Consider the following 26,986-nt stretch of genomic DNA (forward strand, 5'->3'; position numbering starts at 1 on the left):
GAGGGCTGGCTATTTCGCCCGCGAGGAAAGTATCAATTGGTCGGACTGATGCCTGATCAAGTCAAGGAGCACTTCCTGGCTGAATGTGCTGGTCCTCCCCGCCTGAGCTCAGCAAACTGGCGCAGCATGACGAATAGCGCGATTATTCCAGCGCCGACCTCAGCAATGGCTTGACTGGCCAACAATCCACTGAAGCCCGATATGACAGGGAATAGAAGTACCGCCGGTATGAAGAGATATCCTTGCCTCGCGAAAGATACGACCGCACTGAGGCGTGCTCTGCCAAGCGACTGAAGCATTGTCGTCACGAAACTCTGAATACCGTAAAGTCCAAAAAACAGGTGAAAGGCGATGCAGGTCAAGACGGCGATATCGGTGACCTTGTCGCTATCGCTGAACAACCTGACCAAAGGCCGGACAAAAAGCATGACGGCTGCCGAATATGCAAAGGAAAGCGCAACCGTGATAGAGAGCATGAACTTCGCAACCTTCAGCACACGGGCAAAGTCGCGGGCGCCCCAACCGAACCCCAGGACAGCTTGAGAGCCGATACAAAAGCCGGTGATCGGCATCGCCCCGATTGTCAAGATTCTTACAGCTATTCCCACGGCCGCAACGAACTCGTCGCCGAATCGGGCAGCGGCTCCGTACAAGAACATACTGGCAAGAGCCGATAAGATACTCGTCATCGTCGCCGGCGCTCCAATGAACGCGAGCTCTCTGATGCGATCCACCCGCAACGAGACCTGAGACATTCTGACGAAGGCAGTGCCGCACCGCTTGGTAAAATATCCGATGTAGAGGCTTATAGCGGCGATCTGAGATAGCAACGTCGCTAGGGCTGCGCCTCGCACACCCAAGTCTAGTAAGAATATAAAAAGGGGATCAAGCAAGGCATTCAATACGAAAGCGCTAAGCATGGTCCACATACTGAATCGTGTGTTGCCTTCAGCTCTCGCGATGAAGCCGCTGACGATGTTTAGGAGCATCAAAGTAGACCCCGGCAAGAGGATCGTAGCGTAGTCGAGCGCGATGGGCAGGATGGTTGGGGTTGCCCCGAGTGCGACGAAGATGCCTCGTAGGCTCAAAAGCAGGGCGACGGTCATGATCACGCCGATCGGAGCGGCGAGCGCGAGCGCCGTACTAGCGCCTCGACTCGCTTCTAACTCATTACCAGCGCCAAGATGACGGGATATGAAGGAGGCAGTGCCCACACCGATCCCCTCTCCCACCGCCGCAAGCAGAATAATGACCGGCATAGTCATGCTGACGGCCGCGATCGCCTGCGCACCAAGTGAGCCAACAAAGATAGCGTTGAGGAGCTGCTGTAGGGCGTTGATCGACAACCCGATAACAGATGGAATGGCAAGCCGCAGAAGAAGGCTTGGGAGTCTTTGGTCCGATAGATCCACGTACCGGTTTTTCTTTCGCATCGCATCGCGCTCATTCATGGTTGACTCTCGTGAGCGCTGCGAATTCATCGATCGTCTGCAACAGCTCTTGTTGCAAGACCGTGCAAAGATGGCGGGTCACCTCATAACCGACCTGGCTTGGATCATACCTCATATCAATCTGTAGACGGCCGGATTGATATCCGACATCGAACCAGAAGAGGTGGATCGCCGCCGCTTGAGCCATGTGTTCGCCGATCCAAAGTGGAGAAGGGTCTGCGTCTAGAAAACGGCGCGCGAAATGGCGCTGCAGACCGGCGCGATAATTGACCCCAATTCTGGGCAGTGGCAGGCGATCGAGCCGGCACCGCACGGCTGGATCTCGGTTTAGGAATTTTAGGGCTCGAAAGCCTATTCCCCCACGCGGCAGCGCATTGCGCTGCCGGTATATTGAACGAGCACGGCCGGAACGCGACTCCCTTCCGGTGACATTCAATGGAAGCGGGACGAGCTCGCTGATGAGGCCAATGATCTGAGATGAATCGCAATCGTCAAACAGCCGACCTCGTGTCGAGGTCAGGCTATCAATCCAGAGCGAATAGTTGCCGAACAGGGCTCCAAACGCACCGGACATCGCAGCAAGAAACACATCAAAGTCCTGACAATGCGCTGATCTGGCTCCAATACTGAGGAGACCGGCTGTCGCCTCCCCATCGATCTCAAGATGGTACTTGGCCTGATCTACCCGAAGTGAACGGCCGTTCGAAACCTCCCGCCGACCTCCGAGACTTGGATCGTGAAGCTCTCTCGCGCTTTCTTCGGCGACACTCGGGCCGCGCCATGATGCGTCGCTGACACGCAAGTTGAACTGATCGTAGTCAATGCCCTCCCAGTGCTTGAGTTCGTGTAGTGCTTCGCTGTTCGCGTAGTGCTCAAGGCGCTTCAACCAGGGAGAGAGCCTTTGTACGGTCTCAGGACCATTCACATCATGGCCTGCAGCAAGAGCGTTGTATGCGTCCTCCAATGCTTCGAGGAATAGCCGATAGCCTATTCCATCCACTACGAAATGATGTATCAGCAGCAGCAGATAGTAATCGCCGCTTTCCGAAATACGGAAGGCCGTAACGTGAACAAGAGGCGTGTGGCCGTCAAACCGAAACATGTGTTGACGTCTTGCCGAGACACTCTCGATTGTCCTGCGCTGGTCTGGGCCGGTCATTCGGACCAGATCGATCTCCTCCACGATGCGCTCGGCCGGACAAGGCCCAATTCCCAGCCGGAGTCCATCTTGGGTTCGGGCAACGCGCAGCCTGAGGCCTTCGTGCCGCTTGATGATATGGGCGAGAGCGCGGTCCAGGATCTTGATGTTCAGGATGCCACCGGGCAAGAAGAACAGATCCCCGATGTTAAAATGCTCGTCAAAGCCGACAAGAGAATTCCAATACGATATTACGGGAGGCACAGGCAGTAAGCCGTCCGCGAAATCGACGTTGTGGGGTGCCGCCTCCGCTTCCCCCGCCGCCAAATCCCTGATGGTCGGTGTTCGATAAAGTTGGTTGACGGTGAGATTAAGCCCGGCTTTGCGCGCCAGCGTGACGCAACGTACGCTCAGAAGAGAATCGCCTCCGATATCAAAAAAACTGCTGTCGATTCCCACCCCCTTGGCGCCTAATAGATCCTCCCAGATCCGAGCAAGAACTCGCTCGTTCCTGGTGCGGGGCTCAGCAGATGGATTGGTCTCGATCTCGCGGTAAGGAACGGAAGATAGGCGAGCTCGCTCTATCTTTCCGCTCGTCGTCAGGGGAATACTGTCGACCAACCGAAAGGCTGCGGGAATCATGTAAGATGGCAATTTTTTGCGCAGGTGGGCGAGAATCTCTCCAGAGCTTAGATTCTCCCGAGCAGGCACCACGCTCGCCGTCAAGCGGCGATCGTCATCGATGCCTTCTGCGAAGACCGCGGCCTTTGCGATTGCCGGATGAGACTCAAGGGCGCCTTCTACCTCCTCCGGCTCGATGCGAAAGCCCCTCACTTTGATCTGGTTGTCGGATCGGCCGCAAATCTCGAGAAGGCCGCTGGCTGAGATGCGTGCGATGTCCCCACTCCGATAAAGCACGTTGTATTGTCCGCAATCATACGGATTCGGCACGAAACAGCGGTCAGTCCGATCTTGATCCTGCCAGTACCCAGCGCTCAGACAGCGGCCCGCGATGCACAGTTCGCCGGGGGCTCCAACAGGCACTCTCTTCAATCGTGCATCGAGCACGTAGAGTTTGACGTTGTCGATTGGCCGCCCCACTGGGACAAGCGCCGAGTTGTCATCCGCATCCGATGTTTCGTGCACGGCTGCATTGGACGCACATTCCGTCGCACCATAGAAGTTCCACAGCGGCACACCCGGAAAAGACCTACGCCAGCGAGCGGGCAGCGAAGAAGGCATCGGTTCGGCGCTGCTTGTGACCAATCTCAAGGCGGTGCTTTGCGGTTGCCGTTCCTGAGCCCCGATGAGACCGGACAGGAGTGGTGGAGAGGCTAAAAAGCGTGTCACGCGATGTTTTGCCAAACTGCACAACAACAAATCCGGAGCTAGCACCTGCCCTTGGGTGAGGATCAGCGTGGGCACACCTCTCAGAAGCCCGCCAAAATACTCCCAAGCGGACGCAACAAGGCAGGCGGACTTCTGGACAACCATGACGTCGGTGCTGTCGAAGGGAAAGCGTCGCCACATCCAGTTCAGTCGATTAAGTATGGCCCATTCCGGTATAAGAACCCCCTTCGCCCGGCCTGTTGAGGAGGACGTGTATATGAGGTTCGCAATTGGGTGATCTGACGGTGTGTTGCTGGGCGCGAAATCATCCCTCGACACACTGCACGTTTCTAAGGCCAACAGACAAATCGAAGGTATCTCAAAGCCAGGCTCCGTGATATTCGCGTGAACCAAGAGCTTTGCCTGACTATCTCGCAGGATATGTTGGATCCGATCACGCGGATAATCCGGCGATATCGGCACAACGACAGCATCCAAGCCTCGCGCCGCAAGCATGATAGCGGCAACGTCCGGCGAGCGGTCAACAAGCATGGCGACCAGATCGCCGGCCCCCACCTCCATATTCCGCAGTGACGAGCGGATAGCGGCGACGCGCTCACGCAGCTGGCCGAATGTGACCTCCCCGAACTCGCCAAAATATGCTAAATTGCTCTGATTGGACAGGCTGATCTGCTCGAAGGCTTCAACAAGCGGACATTCAGATTCATATCGCTGGATCGACCCATCCAGCGAATCCAGTATAGTGAGGTCTGAGGAGCTGAGGCAGTTTAGTTCCTCAATGGGCACAAGCGGCTTATCAACGCAGGCGGCAATCAGACAGCGCAGAGTGTTGGCCATGCGAATAGCCAGATCACTCGAGATTATGTCTTCCGCATACGCCAGTTGGAGTGCAATTTCATCGCCCAGATCTTGCGCGTACAGTGTTAGGTCGAATTTGACATAGCCTGTGTCGTACTCGCGGAATGTCAGAGCCAACTCGTCTTGACCGAGTGGCTCGGCGCCTTCGGAGTACATGTTGAACATGACTTGGAAGATCGGTGATCGCCCCGGTTCGCGACATAACCTACTATCCCTGACCATCCATCCGAATGGATAGGCCGAATTTGCGATGGCATCGCTGACCAGGCCCTGGATGCGCGTGGCATGAGCAGCAAAGCATTCACCGCCATCGACTGTGGCACGGATTGGCAGCATATTCAGGAAAAAGCCGACGATGTCGGCGCTGCCAGGTTGATCCCGTACAGCGTGTGGTATGCCGACGACAATATCGTCCTGACCGCTATACATTCGTAGCAGTAGCTTGAAGCACGCCAGCAGTGTTGTCGACGTGGTGCAGCTGTTTCCGCGCGCAAATTCTCTTACGCGACTGGAGAGATCGTCGCCAAGCAGCACTGGATGCGAGGCGCCGCGGTATGAATTTGTCTGAGGGCGCGCTCGTCCCGTTCCAAGCGAAAGCACCGGCGGATCATCACCAATCTGACGACGCCAATAGTGACGTTGGCTCTGCAGCGCTTCTGGAGAAGCATGTTGTGCTTCCCACGCCGCGTAGGCCGAGAGTGATGCCCGGTTCTCTGGCCAAGGCGCCACGGCATCTAGATATTTTCGCTGAAGATCTCTGAGCAGAATAGAGATCGACCAGGCATCGAGGATGATTTCATGAGCGGTGATCAATATGAGATGGTTGTCGGGACCAGACCGGACCATACGCGCGCGAAACAAGCGGCCTTGTCGGAGGTCAAAACCGTCTTTCACCTCCGTTCGCCGCAGCTGTGCGATGAGCTCTTCAGCCTCGGAGGAGGTGAGATGAGATACATCGGTCAATCCAAGGCTAGTAGATGGCGGAGCATCGAAGCATTGAACCGGACCGTCTTCGTCGATGAAGCGCGCCGAAAGTGCCTGGTGGGAATGAATGACCTCGGCCCAGGCGCGAGTGAAGCGAGCTAAATCGATGTTTCCCCTAACTCGCAGGCCCCCTTGAATGATGTAGTTCCTTGCAGATGGATCGAGCTGCGAGAGGAACCATAGGTGCTCCTGGAGTCGTGTCAGAGGCGATCGGTTGAGCTTTCGGTATGTAAAAGCTGCGCGGGAATTGGGCTCGGCACTGTGCGCGATCGAAGCGGCAAGAGATCGAATGGTTCCGTGCAGGACTAGCCTGAAATCAGCTCTCACTCCGAGCAAAGTCTGCAACTGTCCCAATATGAGCATTGCGCGGAGCGAATCTCCGCCGAGGCTCATGAATTGGTCATTCACACCTATCTGGTCGATCCGCAAAATACCGGACCAGATTTGACGCAGCCGGACTTCGAGGCCTGTGCGCGGCTCCTCAAATGGCGTTGACAATGGAGGGCGAACAGTGGCCGGGTCAGGCAACGCTGCAAAATCGACCTTTCCGTTCCTGGTCAGTGGAATAGCGCTGACGTGGATGATTCTTTCCGGAAGCATGTAGCTGGGGAGTGCCTCAGCAAGAAAATTCTGAAGGTCGCTTTCCGCCAGTTCAGCTGGAGCTGACACATACGCAACTAGTCGCCGCGATCCGGCTTGCGCCTCGGCCCCACCTATATCTCGCGCGGTAAGCTTTACGCCTGCGCAGACAGAGGCGACTGCGACGGCGCCATGCACCAAGTGATGAGCGGACAAGCGAGCCTCGATTTCCCCCAGCTCGATTCTGTGCCCGCGAATTTTGACCTGACGATCCCGTCGACCGAGACATTCCAAAAGGCCGTCGGAGCGAAGGCGGCCAAGATCACCTGTCCGATATAGGCGCCGGAAGGACAGGTCGTTTGAGAACGGGTTTGGCCCAAACGCATCCTTGGTGCGGACATGGTCATTGACGTAACCGGCAGCGACGCCAACGCCGCTAACACAGATTTCGCCGACCTCTCCTACGTTGCAGAGCCGTGGTCCGTCCGCGATATAAACCTGAACGTTTTCAATTGGCCTGCCGATCGGTACATAAGGCTCCGCTAGCGCAGGCGGCACGGAAACCAGATGATGCGTCACGCCGTCCGCGCACTCGGTCGGCCCGTAGTGGTTGAGAATGGAAACGCGGGGATACAAGGCAAGCCACGCGCGCGCCAATCCCGGTGTTAGAGGTTCTCCGACGGTAGAAATAATCCGCAAGCCGTCCATGGCTCGCTCGGCCGCAGCAAGCGACTGCAGATACTCAACAAACACTGCCAGCACCGACGGAACGAATTGCACAACCGTGGCGCCGCACCGTTGAATTGCTTGAAGGAGCGATGACGGCGACCTCAGTGTCGCATCATCAATAATTGCCGTAGAGGCTCCGACGCAAAGCCCAGAAAGAAGCTGCCACAGCGAGATGTCAAAGCAGTGCGATGCGGTTTGCGCGATGCAATCCGTCTGAGTGAGACTTAAAGCATCGACCTTCGCCGCCAAATGATTGCTTAGGCCGGCGCGCTCGATCATTGCGCCCTTAGGCTGCCCTGTCGAACCAGACGTAAACAGAATATAGGCAAGTCCATCCACGTTCGGCGATGGCACAACAGACGAGGTCTGTACCCTGCGCAGTGCCGCCTCTATAGCTACGAATGGAGGGGCTCCTTTGCTGCTCTCCTGGGATAGGCTGAGCGACTCCGGCCGGTCTCGGCCTATCAGCAGAGCGCAGCGGCTCTGCTCGATCATGAATGATGTGCGGGAAGCCGGCAGCGATGGATCGAGCGGTAGGTACGTTGATCCAGCATTCAAAATTGCGATGACCGCCGTCGCCCAGTTGAGGTCGCGCCCCCCCCAATAGCCGACAACCGCCCCGCGAGCACCCTTCTCTCGTAAGGTCCTCGCAAGGGCATCCGATCTTGACCGTAGCGCCTCATATGTGAGTTCGTCTGCGCCGTGCCTCAGCGCAACTCTCTCCGGATCCGAACCTGCAAGCCGATTAATCGCCGTGATCGCGTCAACCGGTTGACGTTCCATAGACTGCTTCTTGCCTGATTGATTTTCCGTAGGCACGCGACCCGCCATTCGTCGCCTTCTGCGGCGCCCAAGTCGGAACGCCGAAGCTCGTCTTGTGCATGCGCAGCCACCCTGGCTTTCGCACGTCGTAAGGTTTTGTCCGTATGACCTTGTCGGTGTTCGCTTCTGGCTCGATGATCAGCAGAGGGACAGGAGGACGCTACGAGCCTGAATCCACTTTGGCACCTACCTACTCTTGTAGTGGACCTGCCATCGTCTGCATGGCACCCGTAATCAACGCGCCCACAGGCGCGTTACGGCTTGTGATTAGCGTAATTGTCCGATTTCGCGGCACTTGAGCCGGCACCACCTATCCCGTCGAAAGCGTGTTCGCCACCGGGTATACAGTTTGTCCGGGCAAAACGCTCCTTATCGCGGCCACCGCCAGACCGATGGTGTTCAAACGCCGATGATCGTCGCATCAAGGACCCGGCGGCGCTCAACACTAGAATGAATTATCGAAGCGTGAGCTGCCAGTCCGGCGGACGGCATTGAGGTCATCCAAGGGCTGGCACCGGCGAAGAAAACGCCTGATCACCTCCTCACCTAAATCCGCATAGCTCAGCCTATTTGGCCGTCATTCAACTGAGATTTCTTTATGACTTTGGATAACGAGAAGGACGCCCCACCTATCCACAGATGCGCCCTATATGCTCACCAAGCTATGGGGAGCGAAGATTCTCGATGATCCGGAGCTTGCGGAAAGCGCAATCCGAAAAGCCCTTCGACAGCGAGGGCGACACTACTCCACCTTCATGTTCACAAGTTTTGCCCCGGTCACGGCGTCTCCGCAATAGCCTTGTTGGCTGAAACGCTCATGACCCTACATACTTGGCCTGAAAGGTCTTCGGCCGCCGATGTGTTCGTATGTGGCGACAGTAATCCTCCGAACGCCGCGCCAGTTTTGGTGGACCGTTTCAGCCCGAACGTTCGTCGCTTCCGGAGAAGTGTGTCAAGCAAGCAAACGGGATGAAGGAGTGGTCGGTCACTTGGTATAGCCGCTCCTTTTTTGACTGTAGGCCATCTCCGAAGGTGGCTGACGGCGAGAAAAGGCGGCATATCGTATAATCACCCGCGACGACCTGCGTGAAGAGCGCGCAAGTCGGATCGGCCAAAGCGATCATCGTCTCAACGGATTTCTCGTCTGCGGCCGCACTGATACTAGGTCGCAGCAGTCCAGTCCGCCGGTACTAGATGTGATTGCGACCCTGGGTGGGCTGGGGGAGACTTGACACGTTTGGCGTTGGGCTGAGACTTTGTCCGCCAGCCAAACGCGCAACCTGGTGGCAGATTTGGTGGGGCAGCGCCAGCTGCTCGCATGGAAGGTGGTCGATGTCACGGGGCCTAAATGCCGCAGCGGGATCTCTCCCGGGCGATCGCGGCAAGGCCCAACATCACGTCGCGGTTGATGCCGAAATGGAGGCGATAGAGCCACCAGATTGCGCAGCACCGGTCGAGATCGGAGATGGCCCGAGCGCGCTTTATTGCTGCGGCCGTCCGCGCTATCGGCTTCATGCCACGTCTCATCTGGAAACCTGAACGTCTCGGGACCGGTGCTCTAAATTTGCTGAGTTTTTGGTCGGTGACGGCCCGCTCTCGCGCGCGTGCATCGGTAAAGAATTGGGAGCTGATATTCATGTTCGCTGTGGCACTGCTTTGCGCGTCTCGAAGCTGGATGGGAACACACTCATGTGCATCCGAACCTTTCCGTAACCTTACGATGCAAGTACTGCTTCCCAAACGCCCAGATCTGGTAGTGACAATTGACAGCGCACTTATGCGATAAGTACGCGGTGGCGCGCGTCAGCTCGCAGACCGGATGCTGGCGCATCGAATGGTTCGGAGTCGATGGCGTTGGCCGCAGCTCGGAAAACGGCGTAGGCTCTGGCGGCGCGGGCCAGGAGCCATGCGATATCGCCTCGACTCATCCATGGCCGGTTGACGGTCCTGAGCTTTATTCGCGCGTGATGAACCCGCCCCTCGCGAGCTGGCCGTTATTTGGAGGCGGTGATCCACTGCGACTTCATGCCGCTGTGGACGACGGGGTCAAGGAATGTGCATTCGCCATTTGAACAACTCGCCGGCCGACCACCCAACCGAATGGACACGCGATATAGCCAGGGTATACGGCAAAGCTGCGCGCCCATAACATTGGTCCGGCGCGGTCAACAGCACGTTGCGCAGCTTGAGCGGCCTTCGAATATTGAGGCCAAGCCAATACGAAGCCGTTGCGCACCACCCACCCTCTGAAGTCGAGCCCTTCAACTGCATATTACCAATAGATTATCATGCTGTGCGCACACGCATGCGCCACTTTTCTGGTCACCATGATTGGGGTTCGATGAGTCTGTACTTGCGGCGTCTATACCGCAGAGGAGATCCTTTGTGCCAGGCCTGTGAGCGAGCGGGTCCATTTCTGGCTGCGCGGCGATGGGGCAGTTCAGCGGCCGCCCGTGAGCATGGTCCGCAAGCGGCCACAAAAGCTGCTGTTCGTTTGTGAATTGCTGCACGGGTTTCGTCAGCTTTTGGAAAGCTAGCCTGAGTACAGACGCGCTGGGGTTAGCGACGTGGTAGAGACAGCGCCTTACCAGAATGGGACAGCGCCGAGTCACGTTCCTGCTAACCTCAATCTGCAGCGCAGGCGCGGCAGGGACGCTCCGATCTAGCCCCAACCGACCGGCGCCGAGTCGCGCCCGCGCTGCTTCCGGTGGCCGAGAAATGTCTCGTGCTGGCAGCACCGTCATGCTCGTTCCGGCATCGACAGCCGGTCAGCTTGTGCCGAGGGAGGCTGACGATGTTAAAGTTTGGGGCGCTTGTGGTCTTTCAAGCGTTTGCTTCCATGCCTCCCGTCTTACCCCGCCAGCATTCTCAACTCTGTCATGAGCGGCAGCGCGCAAGCCTTTTTCATGCAGCCGAGCGGTTTAGTATGCGGACATCTCCAATTTCTTCACGAGGCAGCGGACCAGCTTAAAAGTAGCAGACGATCCGACCAATTCAGGTAGGTGATTGGCAGTCGTGCTAAGCCTACAACTTGGGGCACCCCAGGGGGGCGAAGTGTCAGCGTTGATACCGAATGGGACAAGGCTGGCACCAAAGTTAGCGGCGCGTGGCAGGGACAGCGCTTTTCAGAGCCTTGAGCGCCGAGTCATGTCGCCGCTAACCTTTGACGTCGCTGGTCCGGTAGGGACAGCGTCGTCGTTAACGGCTTGCCCACCACTCCAGGTAGGTGCGCTTGCGGTAGCTCTCAACGATCAATTGGTAGCACTGTTGGGGATTGCCCCTCACGGGAGCAAAGGTGGCGGGCATTGGCCGACCACAGAGGCTTGCGGCATCTGTTAGGAACCTCGCTTCCAGGACCAGCGCTTACAGCGGGTTCACAACGCGAGCGCCGAGGCTACCCCCGCTGGTTTCGCTGGCATAGTGGGCTAGCAGGACCAGCATCGGATTCTCTCACATGGCGCCAGTCGCCTCGCGCGGCTCCCCGTCTCCCGCAACAACTCTTTCCTGACACCCTCATCGCTATTGCACATGGGCGTTTTTTTTAAATCGGACTTTCTCAGCTGACCGAGCTTGGCGTATGCCGGCTCCGCCGCGCTCGATTGGTACGGACCCGGCCAAAGGCGAAATCGCTTCGCCCTGGTCTCAACCCGGCGCTGAGTCGCAATTTGTCCAGGCTCAGACGTCATGGGAGCAAGGATACGCGTCGCTATCTGCTCATTTTGATACTGGCGGATCCAACCGCGACGTCTGCCCCCTTGCGCTCGCGCTCTCGCCTTGGGCGTTCTGAAGTCGCCACTGCGGGACTTTGGTCAGACCGCCGCTGTTGTGCAGTCAATAGCTCCCGCCAAAGTAGCTTGCGACTTGCCGTACCGGGTTCGATCTGAATTGGTCGTTGTAATCGGTAACCCAACCGTCGCGCGTTCCTTTTTTCAGCTGAGAGACTTCACCGTCTTGCGTTTTGAGCGGACGGGAGACGCTTAGCAATTCATGGACATGGTGCAACCATTCAGTATGTGCAGCTTAGTGGTTTCCCGCTGATGCAGGGCTGAAAACCCCTCTAACGTTTCCCGAACGGCTGTCGCTGCGATCTCAAAGCCTGGGCCGGTTCGTTCCTCGGGGCTGCAACTCGATTTTGTTGAACAGGCCACCACCAAGAGCGTGATGGAGAGCAGCCATATCAAGTTGCACATTGCAGGCGTTCTACCTGATGGCGTCCAGCAAGAAGGGCATTAGCGCCCACCAGCTCCATCGCATGCTCGGCATCACCTACAAGTCGGCTTGGTTCCTCACCCATCGCATTCGCGAAGCGATGCGCGCGGGCGGCCTGCTCCCGCCCATGGGCGGCGGCCGCAAGCCGGTTGAGGTTGAGGAGACTTTCTACAGCCGCCTTCAGGGTATGCCGAAAGGGCCGTTACGCTTGGGCGAACAAAAGCGTTTTGCTTACGCTTGTGGAGCGCGGCGGCGCTGCGCGCAGCTTCCACATTGACAGCGTTCGCGCTGGAGAACTCCTGCCGATCATCCGCGCCAACCTCAGCAAAGAGGTGCGCCTGATGACGGACGAAGCCAACGCCTACAAGTACATTGCCGAAGTCGAAGGTCTCAACCATGAGACCGTGAACCACTCCAAGGACGAGTACGTTCGCGGCGACATCAGCACCAACACGGTCGAAGGCTACTATTCGATCTTCAAGCGCGGCATGAAAGGCGTCTATCAGCACTGCGCTGAGAAGCACTTTGACCGCTACCTCGCGGAATTTGACTTCCGCGATTCAAACCGCTCTGTACCGGCGTCGGATGGGGAACGTGCGGACCTTGCCGTCAAGAGCGCGGTTGGCAAGCGTCTGACGTATCGTCAATCTCACTAAGCGCGATCTATCACGGCTGGCGCGGCGCTTCCTGCGCTGGCGAGCGAAGAAGTATCCGCCAAAGAAGCTGCGGAAGTGGTCTGCCACCACCTAGACTCGCAGCGGAGAATCGGTTCCACTTCTCCGTTGAGTCGAAAAGCCCGCCCTTCGCGGGGGCGGGCTTCCGATACCGCAATCAACATTAGGGGTCGATCGCGGTCCAATAGGGAATTCACATCTGGAAGAGACTCCAGATTCTCCTATGCAGTCAAGGTCGGCCCGGCATTCAGAAAGGGGCCGGAATGGCCTTCAAAGTGCAGAACATCAACGTCGATTTGATGAACGAACAAGCAACACTGGTTGCCTTCGACAATCCGACATCGCCCACTCCGGGCAATCCACCCCATATGCCAAAAATGCTCCAAGTCACCTTTCCGTTTGATCCACCTGCGCGAGAAGGCAAGGAGAAGGATCTGGCGATTGCGGAAGCGAAGAAGGTTCTTCAGCAGGCGCTGAACGAAATCTAAGCTGTCTTTCGAGTAACAAAACCCGGCTTTCCAAAAAGGAAAGCCGGGTCCTTTCGAGATTACCCATCACTCTGCTTCCGTATTTTTTGATGCTGCCTTTCTTCGCAGCCGTCCGGGGCTTTTCCTTCAGCGGCTCATGAGGCGTCTTGAGTGCGCCACTTAGCGCAGCCTAGAAACGCTTTTGAGCCTCCTTCTCGTCGTATGTGCCGTTCTTATCTTTGCTCATAAGGCCCTTACATGCCTCGCAATCGCGGAAAAAAAGGCGCGCGATAAGCGCGATTTCGTCACCAAGGAACTTACGCTCGAAGAGCGTAACGCCATGCTAGACGCCATCCTAACACCGCCGGTGGCCATCTCGTACGCCCTAATCGGCGCGCTAGCAGTCGAGCACGAACTAGAGCTTTCAATCAAAGCCAGACTTCGCCGCATTTCCCAAAACGAATGGGAAGCCATCCTTTCCGATAAGGACGGCCCGCTCGGCACGTTTGATCGCAAGATCAAGTTCGCCAACTACCTCGGCATTCTAGACAGCAGCATGCGCGCGAACCTGGATGTCATCAGGAACATACGAAACAAATTCGCTCACACCAAACGCCTCATGGACTTTGATCATCCATTTATCGCAGATGAACTAATCAAACTTTCGGCGCCGAAGGGGCAAAAGCGAAATTTCGCAAAGTCCAGCAAATACCCGCTACAATGGCGCTATGTATCGCTCTGCCTCCATGCCTTGCGGCTGATGAGCAAGAAGCGACACGGCAACAGATCGGCGGCATTTAAGGCGTGGTCGAAAAGGCAGGAAAAAAGAAACAAGCAGTCCTTCGGACTATTGGGAGGACTTTTTGCCTCCTCAGCACCTAGCGGAAGCTTTCCTGCGCCGCCCCCTCCTCCATCGCTTCTAACACCCACTCCGCCACTTCAGATGAAGAAAACAGAGTTCGATCCCAGCAATCCAACTCCCTACGGATTGCTTTCAGGACTACTTCCCTATCTCGAAGATAAAAAGGGAAAGACATAACCGCGGGCGCGCCGTGGACGGCGCCGAAGCACCGTCCACGGCGCCAGAACTAGATTCTGCGTGTCAAGTATATAATCTCCGGCTGAGCTCCGGCCAGCGCCCCGGAAAACATGCGCCGCAAACTGATAGACATTCGGTGCCGGCGGCGTGATGCGACTAAAGCAATGTCTGCTTTGCCCCCACAGCGACCGACTTCGTGCGGCAGCACAATATGTCGCGATGGGCCAAAGGACTAAACCGCTCGCGCGGTAGGACACTGCGGCGGGCGACACAGCCAAGAGGATAGCGCAACGGAGGCGTCCTGTTTTGAGATGAGGGGTTCGCAACCTTCACTCAAAACAGGAGCATCCCCATGACCGACGAGGCAGTGAGCCCGCTGCGCCGGCGCATGATCGAAGACATGACGATTCGCAAGTTCGCGCCCCAAACCCAACATGACTATGTGCAAAGGGTCAAGAACTTCGCGGCGTTTCTCGGGCGATCACCGGATACAGCGAGTTTCGAGGACGTGCGCCGCTACCAGCTCATCTGGCGGCGAGCGGCATTGGCGTGCCGACCATCAATCAAACGGTTTCGACGCTGCGGTTCTTCTTTAAGGTCACGCTGAAGCGCCACGAGATCGTCGAGCATACCCATGTCATTCACGAGCCGCGCAAGCTGCCAGTGGTGCTCCGCGTGGAGGAAGTGGCGCGGCTGCTCGATGCCGCACCGGGGCTCAAGTACAAGGCGGCGCTGAGCGTGGCCTACGGTGCGGGACTTCGTGCCACGGAAGTGGTCTCGCTCAAGGTCTGCGACATCGATAGCAAGCGCATGATCATTCGCGTCGAGCAGGGCAAGGGCGGCAAGGACCGGAACGTCATGCTGTCGCCGAGCCTGCTCGAGTTTCTGCGCGCCTGTTGGAGGGCGGCGCGCCCGCAGGGGTGGCTGTTCCCGGGTCGCGATCCGGCCCAGCCGATGACCACGCGCCAGCTCAATCGCGCCTGTCATGCCGCCGCCCAGATGGCGGAGATCAACAAGCGCGTCTCGCCGTACACCCTGCGGCACAGCTTCGCCACCCACCTCTTGGAGCAGAACATCGATGTTCGCGTCATCTAGGTGCTGCTCGGGCACGCCAAGCTCGACACCACGGCGCTCTATACCCGCGTCGCCACCAAGATGATCAGCGAGGTCATGAGCCCGCTGGAGCACATCGCCCTCAAGCTCAAGGAGATCCGGCCGCCCGGCTGACGCGCGGCGCTGGTGCCGCGCCCGGCCTTGGAGGTTGCGGATATCTTCCGCAGCCATGGCGCAGCATGGCGTCACGCCCATGCCGGCCATGTCCAGCCTCGAGAAACTGAAGGTGATGTCGGCGATCGAGCGCTGCCGCACGGCGGAGTTCGGCGGCCATGTCGCGCGCTGCGCGGACTGCGCCTACACCACCATCGCCTACAACTCCTGCCGCAACCGGCACTGCCCGAAGTGCCAGGGCGCCGCCGCAAAGGACTGGCTTGCCGACCGCGAGGCCGAGCTGTTGCCCGTGCCGTACTATCACGTGGTGTTCACGCTGCCTGCGGCCATCACCGACCTCGCCTACCAGAACAAGGCGGTGCTCTACGAGCTCTTGTTCAAGGTCTCGGCCGAGACCATGCTAACGATCGCCGCTGATCCGAAGCATCTGGGTGCGCGGATCAGTATCACCTCGGTGCTGCACACCTGGGGCTCGGCCATGACCCATCACCCCCGCGTGCACATGATCGTGCCGGGCGGCGGCATCTCCCCCGACGGCGAGCGCTGGGTGTCCTGCCGGCCGGGATTCTTCCTGCCTGTGCGCGCGCTCTCCCGCCTGTTCCGCCGGCTGTTCCTGCAGAAGCTCGTCGCCGCCCACCAGGCCGGCCGCCTCAGTTTCTTCGGCGGCCACGCCGATCTTGCCGATGCGCAATCCTTCGCGGCCTTCCTGGCGCCGCTGCACACGGCCGAGTGGGTCGTCTACTCAAAACGGCCGTTCGGCGGCCCTGAGGCGGTGCTGACCTATCTGTCGCGCTACACCCACCGCGTCGCCATCGCCAACAGTCGCCTGATTGCCTTCGACCAGCAGCACGTCACCTTCAAGTGGAAGGACTATCGCATCGAGGGCCGCGATCGATACAAGCGCGTGACGCTCGGGACCTTCGAGTTCATCCGTCGCTTCCTCATCCACGCGCTGCCCAAGGGATAGCACCGCATCCGCCACTACGGTCTGTTCGCCAGAAGCGCGTGCGCTGACAACATCGCACGCGCGCGTGAACTCCTTGCCGCTGTAAAACCGGAAGGCCAGCCCACCGCTGCTGCCGTCGATCCCAACAAGCCGAGCTGTCCATGCTGCGGCGGTCGCATGATCATCATCGAAGTGTTCGCGCGTGGTGCAACGCCATGGCATCAGCCGACGGCTCCACCGAACCGCATCAGAATCGACACCTCATGACCGTGTCACAGTCCGGCAAATCTGCCCCTCGCACTCGCTGGCTCTCGACCAGCCACGACAGAGCACACCCGGATGTCCGCCAGCCGTCGCAAGAGGTCGGACAACTTCTAGGGTCCGATCCCATTCGCCGTGCATTCGTCAGCCGCTTCACCGTCGCACCACTCGTTGCATCGGCTCGATCCAAATCAGCCAGCTCGCCTGCGACGCTCAAATCCCCATAGCGCCTGCCGCACGCCATTCCGTCCCTTAAGCGCGGTTTCCTCCCTTGGAGGTTTTCGGACGCCGGCCGCTGAACACGCGGCGCCGTCTCTCAAGCGGCCGGCATCCGAAACCCTTCACAGAAGGCGACTCCGCCCGGCGGTCACGCGTCGGTCCCGACTTGAATCCTGAAAACGGTCGTTGCCGCGCTCGTCTCCGAAAATGCGAATAGCCATAAGCAGGTCGCGGGCCCGGCCGCCTACGCGCTTTTGCCGTGCCGGTGATAACCCCAGTCCGCTTAGCCGCAGGAAGCGGGCCTCCTCCAGACGACGCGCAACTTCGCGGATGGCCACGAGCAGACATTCGTCGCTGCGCCGTCGCCTCATATCCTCCCTTTCCGAACGAGACGCTCCACGCTGGCTATTTTTGCAAGTCAAAGCTCTGGAGCATTTTCCTATCCAGAATAACAATCTGGCGCTGCGTATTGCCTACGAAACTAAGAACGCCCTCACAATGAAGTCGCGATACAGCCCGCGAGACCGTTTCTAGGGTTAGGCCGAGATAGTCGGCAATGTCGCGTCGAGACATTGGAAGCGACATCGTGTTCGCTCCAGTTCGGGCATCCATTTCGGCTAAAAAGGCGGCGACCCGTTCTACTGCGGTTTTGCGACCCAAGAGCAGCATGTGATTTTCCGCGTGCTCTAGGTTTCTGGTCGTCATGCTGAGCAGGTTGCGCGCGACCACTGCGTCTGCTTCGGCTATGACCTGGAGACTTTCTCGTTTGATCAAGCGGACGGTGGTTTCCACGACAGCTTCTGCCGTAAATCGATGCTTCTCGCCGTTTTCGAGCCCGAAGATATCGCCCATTAGGTGGAATGCCCCGATTTGTCGCCGACCGTCCGCGAGCAGCTTGTAGCTTCGGACGGCGCCACGCTTCACTTGATAGACGTGCTCGGCAGGTTCCTTCTCGCCGTAGATTTCGCAGCCCTTTCGATATGTAAATTCATTCAAGCTGACGGTGTGGCTCGACGCACTCCCGAAGCCGAAATCATCAATAGTATTGAGTTTGCGTCGATCCGAGGTACGCAACAACATAGGTAAGCTCCCCTACATATCGAACGACCGTGTGCGGAATGAGAGACGTTTCCCTGTCGAAGCCGGTCGAAGAAAAGTAGGGTAATCAATGATTGTTCTTTAGATCATTGTCTCAAGGTACAATGTCAGGTTGCTGGCCGGAGCCGGTACTTTGTCCGCTGAGGGTCATTTTCGAGGGATTTGGCAAAGATTGAGAGCTGGTTGATGTCCGCTCCTTTCCGTAAGCGCCGTACCAGGGTCGGGCCAGGAGCGTTGCGTTTGGCCGGACTGCCGTGATTCAACCCTTTGGGCAAGAGGTATTTACCTCGCTTCAGCCGCGAACGATCCCACGTCTTAACTCACGCTCTTCCAGCCTTTGACGGTGCAACACCGAAGCATCGAGCAACAGTCTCACAGCACTTTGCACCAGCGCACGATTGCTAATTTGTGTCGCCCGCACAATGCAGGCCCGCTCTCTCTCCAAGCCAAATAGAATATGGGCGTGCGCTTCCGTTCCGTTTTATTCAGCTAGAATAGTTTACTCGCGCTCGTCGCGTTCCATGCTAACCAAGCCGCCTTGGTACGTTGCGGGCTACTTGTCGATCGGCGGACCTGATTATGATCCCGCTCCGCAAGAGCGGTTGGCCAGTCCATGAATAGTCGGTTTAGCGCGGCTCATGCAGTCTCGTGCGCTTAGCGGATCAGTTTCCAGGACGGCGCGCTCCTTGAATGCTTGGATATCTTGATCATGGATCGAGACTGGCGTGCTTAATCCTGTTTGGTTGAACTGTCGCCGGGTTCGCCAGCATCGCTACTTTCGGGTGATCGACGACGAGCTTGCCGATGCCACATCGAAGGAGCGCTGGTTAACGCTTTCTGTCCGACTTGCCGGAGAACTTCGACGGACGTCTCGCCTCGCCAGGCGGCCTCTAGAATTTTGGAAGCGACATGCGTCCGGGTGCCGGTCTCGTTAGGGGATAGTCCTTGGCAAACCTCGTCCAGAACTCGACGAAGGCAGGCAGTTGTTTCGGAGTCGAGCATAGATGATCTTCTCCAATGGAGGGGTGCAATGACCCCACGGCAGGCGCGAACTTCATGACATAAATATTAGACTGGGCGGCGCCGACGGAAGGAAATGGCTTCTGTACTTCCCTACTTATGGTTGCTAAATCATACAATAAATTGTGTTGCGTGTCTTCTCCCTGATCTCTCAGCAAGATCGCCGACGAATTCCGAAAAGTGTTTCGACTAGTTTAATCTTCTCGATGCCAGGCGGGGCCGCGCGGCTGAAGAGATCGGCTCGCGGCGCTCACCAGTGATCGGCGATTTATTCGATATCGTGAACCCAACAAGCTCCGTTGGCGACGCGGATGACCGCGGGCGCGTCCAGTTCACGTTCCGAAGTGTCCGCGCAACCTGCCTTCCCAGCTCTAGCGCGTGAGCAACTCCTGTAGCAGCACCAAAAAACATCACGGCTCTACTCCTGATCAAGGCTCTAGTTCCGGCCAGCCTTGCTCTGTCTGAATTCATCAGCCAAGCCCGGCGCGGCTTGGCATGACTGGCAATCGACTGAAGAAGCGGCGCCGCCATATGATCCTCGGAGGGAAGTCGAAGTCCGGCTACGCCCGTTCAGGACAGTGAGTGACGCGTCCTCAGTGCGCACTTAGTTTACCTGGATAATGTTCTTGCCAAAAATCGCCCTCACCTAGCGCCCGGCGAGGAGCGCCGCGCATCCAACGTGATGGCCTCTCACAGCGTCTTCAAATACTCAAGAAGCGCCCGCCGCTCGGCGTCGGTCAATTCTGGCCCGATGACCCCCGGGGGCAGCTTCGTTAAATCCGTTTCCCGCCCTTGAAAGGAATGCCCGCGATTGCTGTTGCCAAGCAGCGATACGTTGAAGTCCGTCAGGCCGGCCGGGCAGGCGTCGTTCGCTCGCACTTTCGCAACGAGTCCGACGCTAACAGGATCGAATTTGCGGCTACCAACGCAGAAAGAACTTGGCCGCTGGCCCTGCGGCAATAACATGTCCTTCAGCGTCGGCACCGATCCATTGTGCAGATACGGAGCTGTTGCCCAAACTCCGTCCAGCGGACGTGCCCGGTACTGAGGTTCCAGAGTAAGGACATCTTCGTCCTTGCCGTTACGGCGCACACGCGCTCCAATATATGCTCGCGGGTTTTGGCAGTTCTTCCTCGGCCCCCACATCTGTTGCTTGGCTTTTTCGGAAGAGTTGTTGGCGAGGTTCCATTGATCGATCGTCTTACCCACGACATCCATCAGGGCGAGCACAAACAAGGGATTTGCCGCCTTATCGGCCGGAAGGCCGCACCCCCAAGCTTTGTTCAAGTCATCGATCGGATTGAGACCGAGTGCCTCGGGTAAGTGAACACGCCGCGTCATCAGGACATTGGATTGTTGACGATCGGTGCCGATGACGTTCACTGGTAGCTGAGCAACGTTGAAATAGTGGCGTCCGCCGATCTCCACCCAATTTTTCTCGCCCTTGGCAGAGCGATCTGGGTTCTCCGGCTTCCAGAACGAATCTTCCGGCCACTTTGCATCGAATGCGGGATCGTTGACGGGTCCACGGTGGCATTCAAAGCAGTGCGAGCGATAAAGATCGCGACCCTTCTCGACGAGGTTTTCGTCGATGGCCCAGGCCGGGTCGCCTCGAAACCTGTCCTGCGCATCCTTCCATCGTGGCGCGACAAGCCCGTTGAATTTCCTACCGCTTGCTTCCGGCGACGAAAAGGGATCGGTACCGCGCAAAAGCTCCTCGAAAACCGCAATATCCGACAGATGGATGGATGATTCAAAAAGTGGCCGTCCCGGCGCGGGTGCCCTCATGTTGATTTTCGCGCTGACGCCGAGCGCTTCGCCAGAATTGCGAACAAGCTCGTTGAGAACAGAGGCGTCATACTGCGCCCAAAGGAAGTACGGCGTGTCCCAGATTGGCGGAAAACTCACAGGAGCATCGTTGCGCGCGAAGTTGCCCTTGAGGAGCGGATCTGGGAGTTCTCCGGTCACAGGGTCGAGAAAATTGGTGTAAAAGACCTGATTGCCGATCCGGTTCAAGGCATCAAGTCGACCGAAACCCTCGTCGAGATTCGTGACGCCCTGCCTCGTCAAAAGGCTATCGTTTGCGGCCTTTTGCTTCTTGATCTTTTGAAATGCGAGCTCCAGATCACCTCGAAGCTTCTTGCGGTCGAGGCGTCGACCTTCAATGCTTTCCAGCCGGTCGGCGAAGCGTTCAAACCGCCACGGCAGTTTCAGCGTATAGCCGATTGATAGACCAGTAACCCTTTCAACCTCGCCAAGATTGACCATCGCCGGCCCACCATCGTAGCGAATGCTGACATTCTTGTACTCCAGATGACCCGTATGACAGGCGGCGCAGGTTAGTCCGATCTGATCTTCGTAGAAGCCCCCCGTTGTCGGGTCGACGCCCCCCTTCAGGATCGCGAAACCTACAGGCAAACCATTTGCATTGTCAGGCGTGCTCGCTGTCCAAGTGGAGCTAACGCCCTTGGCATCCTCCTGGTAGCCGTACGCAGGTGAGCTAGCGTCAAAGTCCTTTGAGCTCGGACTTGGGATGAAACCAAGGCGTCGCAGGTACTCGCTGTCCGCCAGGCTCGTGTAACGGACCGACAACTCAGGACGTTCTAAAGCCAAGAACCATCTATAGGGCACAGGAATGGTCGCCGTGCCTTGGGACGTGTGGTGGAACCAGTAACGCTGCCGCGCAGTCCAGTTCTGTGGCAGCCAGTATGCGCTCTCGATCTTCGATGGCGCAGGCAGTGTCGCGGGCAGCAATTGGGCAACCAGATTTGCGGCATTCTTGACCTTGAGCGCCGCGTCGCGCAGCTTCTCGGGTGCGAAATACGCCAGCCCTATTGACGCCACCGCGACGAACACAATGGCGAACAAGAGAGCGACGACATGAGGCCACCGCCTCACCAGTCCACCGATCCATGCGCTGAACGAACGCGCCCCCATAGCAACCTCTCCTTAATCTTAAAGGCGCCTGCAGCCGCGCGAGCGCCTGCCGAGTTCCGACATGGCACTTATTACCTGTTCAGCAATTGGCTATTGATGAAGGTGACGACGTCAGCGGTCTCGGCTGCCGCGCGTCGCGTTATGGTCGCGGCCGCTGGGCCACCATGCAAGAACGAGGGGAACCAACCGAAATTGCGAACATTCCAGTCTTCTTTCGGTAGAACGGCTCGGTTCACGCCGGACACCGCGAAGCCTTGCACTTTCCTGGCGAGTGGCTGCGCGGTTTCGGTGTGACAGCTCACGCAGTCCGTATTGAAGAAGTGGCTCTTCTTCGTATCGGCAATGAGATTGACGATCTCGAGTACGCGGCTATTTGGCACGTTGGCATCGATGAAATCGGCTGTCGAAACACCCTTACGATCGGCAAGAGGCAGGGGAGGCTTCTGCAGCGCAGCGTGGCGACACGTCGTCGGATTCTGGTTGTTCGTGGCAGGTCGCGGGACTACGTGCGTTCCGCCGACGATGCTGAACATCTGTGCGGTATGAAGGCCATCGAGCGTCGGGCCAGGCACTGGTATCAACCCGGCCTGCGGGACCCTTAGCATCGAGACGAACACCCAGGGTTCGGGTGGTGAAATCCCCATGACGGCCATGGTGTTAAGACGCTGCGGCGAGAGATGCTTTTCCAGCAGAGCTTTGACAGCATCACGAAATGTTTTTGCGGATGCACCGACAAGGCCCGGGTGCACGTTCATGTCACCGGCAGTCGAGACCTTGACATTGCCGAACTTTCCAGCCGCAAGTTGATCACGCAAAGATGCAACATCACGAACGATTGCCTTAAAGGCTTGATCGTCGGGTTTAAATCGCGGGAATGGCGCACAACCATCAAGAGGTGACTCCGGTTCGAGGTTGAAACTGAAGATAAGATGACCGGCAGTGTCATGGACCTTGAATCCTTGCGGACCATTGGTCACCGGCTGAATGATGAGGCGGATTTGCGGTTGCCGGCCAAACTGAGCGATGACATCGGCAGATAATCCCGGGGCTCCGGGATCGATCCGGATGCCCGCAACGAACCAGGCATCGACCTTTTTCACGACGTCGGGCAGCTGAATGCGACGCGCGCCCGAGTCCGGCACGCCGTCGCGTTCTGGATTTTCGGCGTTTGCGATAAAACGCGCGAAATCCTCATCGGACAAAAGCCGCTGCGGAGCCCCAGTGGGGCCGGCGAGATCGGACAGCGCGATCAGATTGACGAGGTCTGCTGACGCTTTCGGTGGCGGAAACAGGATGGACACATCGTTGGCCGAAAGCGGCTTGGATGGCGTCTCGGCCCGGGCTATTCCTGCTCCCGAGGCAATGGCGACGATCAGTCCCGCTGCTGTAAACAGGCGACCAAGCTTTGAGCGGCGGATTTCATCTTTTGCCATCGTCGGCAATTCCCCTGTAAGATTGAAAAGTCGAAAGTCCGATCTAGACCGCTTTCAGTCACATAATCTCCGCCCGCGGCCGGGGATCAGGATGCTTACTCGCTGCCGTAAAATTTGCTCTGCAATGTCTTGAGTTGCGTTGGATGTAACGCCTCTTCAATGCAGCCGAGAAACATCAGGCTTCTTGCATTGACACGCTCCCTATCGAGGGGGCCATGCTCCATGTCTGTTTGCAAGGCGCGCACGGCGATCCAGTCCTTCGAGCGATCCTTGAGCAAGTCAAACAGCGTTCGGTTCTGATAGAGATGAAGCCGAAAGTGAGCGAAAGCGACTTTGGCTGAGATCTTCGCATCACGCAGTGCGTCGGGAAGCGCGAGCAGATCAAGCCCCGCCAGTTCTCCGATCTCTTGCATCTGATTCTGCGCTTCCTGATATTGCTCGCGTCCCACTAATTGATACATTCCTCGTGGGCGAAACAGCCAACCGTCGTCCGTTCCCACCTGGTTTCCGAACGGGTTGCCCTCATAACCAAGAACAAAGTTGGCCAACTCCTTGGGATGGTTGAGCAATGCGTCCAAGTCGAGGGGCGGTTTGTTCGCGGCCGCTAGGTCGGCGTTGTTTTTTTCTATCCGATCGCGCCATTTGCGCGGCAGTTGCGCGACCGCGCTGTAAGAGAAGTCTTCGCTGCTGCGTGTAAAGTCGGCGCTGTCGTAGGAAATTGCCCCCAGGATATAGGCCAGGATCCGCGGATCCGTCTCCTCAATGCGGTCCCATTCCTGCAGCAAGGCTTTGACCTGCTCGGCCTGGAAATACGCCATATAGCTCTTTCGATATGGCGGCACTGGCGCAGGAGCCGGCGAATGGTCCTTGATCGACTGCGCCAGCTGGTGCTCGTACGCAGAAACTTTATCCTGGTATTTCTGATAGCCGCGGTCCTGCAACCACTTGCTTTCATAGCAGGCAAGTAACGGCTGCGGTTTAATCTTTGGAGCGGGCCTGTATTCTTGGTCTAACTCGTCAGCGTAAGCTGCCTGGGCAAGCTTGGCTTCTTTGAGCGTTTCAAAGGCGGATGCGACGGAGCCGTTCAAGATATGAAACAACTTCACTTGCAGGCAATCGGCATTGCTCTGCTTCTTGCGGGATTGATCGAAGTCATCGTTCGGCACACAATCCCAAAAGCGGCCGCTACTTAGCGAGATGATATCTTCGGTTTTCTGAGATAGCGTCCAACCAAGCGGCAGGTTGTAAAACGAGCCTGTTATGTCTATTCGGCCGAACGTTGGAAAGCGTTGCACGCTGGGCGTCACATCGCTTGTTGGCCGACGATCAATATTGCTCGCGTGGTTGAGGGCAACATAGGTCCGAGAGCTTCGCGTGCTCAAGAGCGCGCGCACCGGCTCCATGAGCTCACCGAATATGAAAGAGCCGTGATCTCCGAACTGACCGCTCACAAGCGACAGCAGATAAATCCGGAATTTTGGCGCGTCAGAGGTGCCCTTGATGCTGTTGAGCCGCTCAATCAAATCGAGCGCGGTCTCAATTCCGGAATTCTCGACATATCCTCCGTCCACGAGGCGCGCCTGCGGATTGGCGGTAATGCAATCATTCCGCAAGGAGACCGTCGCTGCCGGCGTCACCCATGGAAACCGCGCGCTGGTAAAGGCCGCAGCGCTAAGCGGGATCCGCAGCGAGTGGCTCTTGACAGTTTGATCGGCTCCGGTGCCGGCACGATCAAGCATCGAGAGAATACAGAGGTCTTTGTCTTTGGTGTGAAGCGGGTCGATATCAAAGGGAGAGACGACAACGCGTTTGCCGCTACCGGCATCTGTCGTGTTCAACAACAGCGCCGGCATATTGTTGGAAGGTGTCCAATGTGACTGAAAATCGGCCTTTAGCAGATTGGATTGGTCGCCAGCGCCCTTTTGGTTCTTGAGCATTCTGTCTGCAGCATTCTCCAGCGTGTACTCCAGAAAGCGCGCGCGATCAAAACTTGGGATAGCGAGTGGAGAAAACAGCTGGGTGAAGTCAGTAAACAGAAAGCCGGCAACCAAGGGCGAGAGAAAATCCGTCTCCAAGACACTTGCAACGCGCTGTTCTACCTGCCCAGGGGCATCGATATCCTCAGCCCGGCCGACGCCGGCCAGAAAGTCGGCGATCTTCGGGCATGTCTTTGCGTCGGGAGCGATCGCATCAAGTGGCGCATTGTCGGCATGAAGCGCAGCTGCGAAAATTGCCGAGCCGACGCTCCCTCCGGAGACGCCGCTTATCGCAAACAGATGCTGCCGAAATGCCGGACAGAGATCCTGCATCCTGGCAAGAAAGCGTGCCGCGTTGTTGGCGGCGTAGATGCCGCCGCCCTGGGCAGCTACAATGAATACCGGATATTCTCCGAGCCTCTCGGCCTCGGCCAGGCGCGGTTTTTGCCGAAGCCAATCCCGAAATGCTTCGACTGCAGAAATGCGCATCTCTTCTGATGGGGCGGTTGCTCTGGCCACGCTGCGCAGCCCGTGGTCATCGCCTCCGAACAATGAGGCAAGCAGGAACAATCCGCCAAACACAACCGGTATAAAAGGAAAATTGAACCTGATCGTCAGTAGCGCAAAGTGGGTGGTGAGACCGGCCACGCACATCGCAAAGAGAGCGATTACACCGAACGATCCGACGAATTGTGCAAGTCTGTCCGGAAACAAAACGAACCCGGTCGTCAACAGGGCGATGCCGCCGATCGTGAGCGCGAGAAATCTGTAGCGGATGAAATAGGTGATGTTGGCCCGGTTCGCGAGTGCGGCCGAGCGATGTTTTGACCCCATCTGCCAAGCGAATACAACAAACAAGGCAAGCAGGATCAACATGGCAAGCGCAAGGATGAGTAGCATGTTCCGCTCGAAGGCGAGCCATTGGTCCTGAATGCGGAAGATACTTCCGACTTCCTCGACCTCACCGATCTTTTCAGCCGGGCGCGAGGCGAGTTGACCCGCCGTCGCGGCGAGGATCGGCAGAGCCCCGAGCACAACGGGCGCGGCTTTGCTACAGAAGGCCATGCGTCCCTTAACGGGCGGGATATGAGGCAGGGTTGCGGCGCTTAGCTGAAAAGCGGCCGCCCAGATCGTTAGCGCAATCAGGCCCACGGCGACGAACTCCTTGAGCGTTACCCACCCAATGTCGTCAGCGGCTATCCGGTAGAGCTCCTGAATCTGATCTGGCAAGTACAGCAAAATTGAAATGACGACCGAAAGAACAGCAATCCACCGGAGGTTGCGCAACAATGTAAAAATCTGCTCGCGCACAGTCATCGCGTCAATGTCCCATAGTGTTATCGGAGATAGTCCTGAGCGAGCAATAGGCTTTGGATTCCAGAAATTCATACCGGCCCTCGTCGAAGGCCGGCGTGGTAGATAGCGGGCAGCCCGCAACAAATTGACCGGAGATCTCCTATCGGACACCGCTCTGAAAATTGAGAACGTAACCTACAGTAGTGGCGCGATTTATCTAACGTTCTCTTGAATCGTCAAGAGATTTTCGATGCCAAGAATCAAGACCCGTGA

8 protein-coding genes and 3 pseudogenes are annotated in these 26,986 nt (G+C 57.5%); 5 read left to right on the forward strand and 6 right to left on the reverse strand.

What is annotated here, in order from left to right; all coding sequences use genetic code 11:
- Positions 1 to 56: 56 nt before the first annotated feature.
- Positions 57 to 1,451, reverse strand: a complete 1,395-nt coding sequence (locus AAFG16_RS40640) for an MATE family efflux transporter (protein ID WP_342734423.1) — start codon at positions 1,449 to 1,451, stop codon at positions 57 to 59.
- A complete protein-coding gene (locus AAFG16_RS40645) occupies positions 1,444 to 7,920 on the reverse strand; it encodes an amino acid adenylation domain-containing protein (RefSeq protein WP_342734425.1) in 6,477 nt (2,158 codons plus the stop codon). Before AAFG16_RS40645 ends, AAFG16_RS40640 begins: the two co-directional genes overlap by 8 nt.
- Before the next feature lie 4,149 nt (positions 7,921 to 12,069).
- Here AAFG16_RS40645 and AAFG16_RS40650 point away from each other — a divergent pair.
- From AAFG16_RS40650 to AAFG16_RS40670, 5 genes and pseudogenes are all read left to right on the forward strand, one after another.
- Positions 12,070 to 12,776: pseudogene (locus AAFG16_RS40650) on the forward strand (IS1595 family transposase); the annotation flags it as partial.
- Between the two features lie 281 nt (positions 12,777 to 13,057).
- On the forward strand, positions 13,058 to 13,282 hold the full coding sequence (locus AAFG16_RS40655) for a hypothetical protein (protein ID WP_271609451.1): 225 nt from the start codon (positions 13,058 to 13,060) through the stop codon (positions 13,280 to 13,282).
- A 181-nt stretch (positions 13,283 to 13,463) separates the two neighbouring features.
- The gene (locus tag AAFG16_RS40660; RefSeq protein WP_342734428.1) at positions 13,464 to 14,300 is read left to right on the forward strand and encodes a hypothetical protein; all 837 of its coding nucleotides are present in this window, start codon (positions 13,464 to 13,466) and stop codon (positions 14,298 to 14,300) included.
- A gap of 352 nt (positions 14,301 to 14,652) precedes the next feature.
- A pseudogene (locus AAFG16_RS40665) lies at positions 14,653 to 15,527 on the forward strand (tyrosine-type recombinase/integrase).
- A 12-nt stretch (positions 15,528 to 15,539) separates the two neighbouring features.
- Positions 15,540 to 16,740: pseudogene (locus AAFG16_RS40670) on the forward strand (IS91 family transposase).
- A 618-nt stretch (positions 16,741 to 17,358) separates the two neighbouring features.
- On the opposite strand, the gene AAFG16_RS40675 reads toward AAFG16_RS40670, so the two are convergent.
- The 4 genes from AAFG16_RS40675 to AAFG16_RS40690 form a co-directional block, all read right to left on the reverse strand.
- Positions 17,359 to 18,033 carry a helix-turn-helix domain-containing protein gene (locus tag AAFG16_RS40675; protein WP_342734430.1) on the reverse strand — a complete coding sequence of 225 codons (675 nt, stop codon included), beginning with the start codon at positions 18,031 to 18,033 and terminating at the stop codon, positions 17,359 to 17,361.
- 1,728 nt (positions 18,034 to 19,761) lie between these two features.
- Positions 19,762 to 22,008: a di-heme-cytochrome C peroxidase gene (locus tag AAFG16_RS40680; protein ID WP_342734432.1), complete on the reverse strand. Its 2,247-nt coding sequence runs from the start codon at positions 22,006 to 22,008 to the stop codon at positions 19,762 to 19,764.
- Between the two features lie 71 nt (positions 22,009 to 22,079).
- On the reverse strand, positions 22,080 to 23,441 hold the full coding sequence (locus AAFG16_RS40685) for a hypothetical protein (protein ID WP_342734434.1): 1,362 nt from the start codon (positions 23,439 to 23,441) through the stop codon (positions 22,080 to 22,082).
- A 95-nt stretch (positions 23,442 to 23,536) separates the two neighbouring features.
- Positions 23,537 to 26,734 carry a hypothetical protein gene (locus tag AAFG16_RS40690; RefSeq protein ID WP_342734436.1) on the reverse strand — a complete coding sequence of 1,066 codons (3,198 nt, stop codon included), beginning with the start codon at positions 26,732 to 26,734 and terminating at the stop codon, positions 23,537 to 23,539.
- Positions 26,735 to 26,986: the final 252 nt, after the last annotated feature.

It is taken from the genome of Bradyrhizobium sp. B117, from assembly GCF_038969555.1.
Taxonomy (GTDB): domain Bacteria; phylum Pseudomonadota; class Alphaproteobacteria; order Rhizobiales; family Xanthobacteraceae; genus Bradyrhizobium.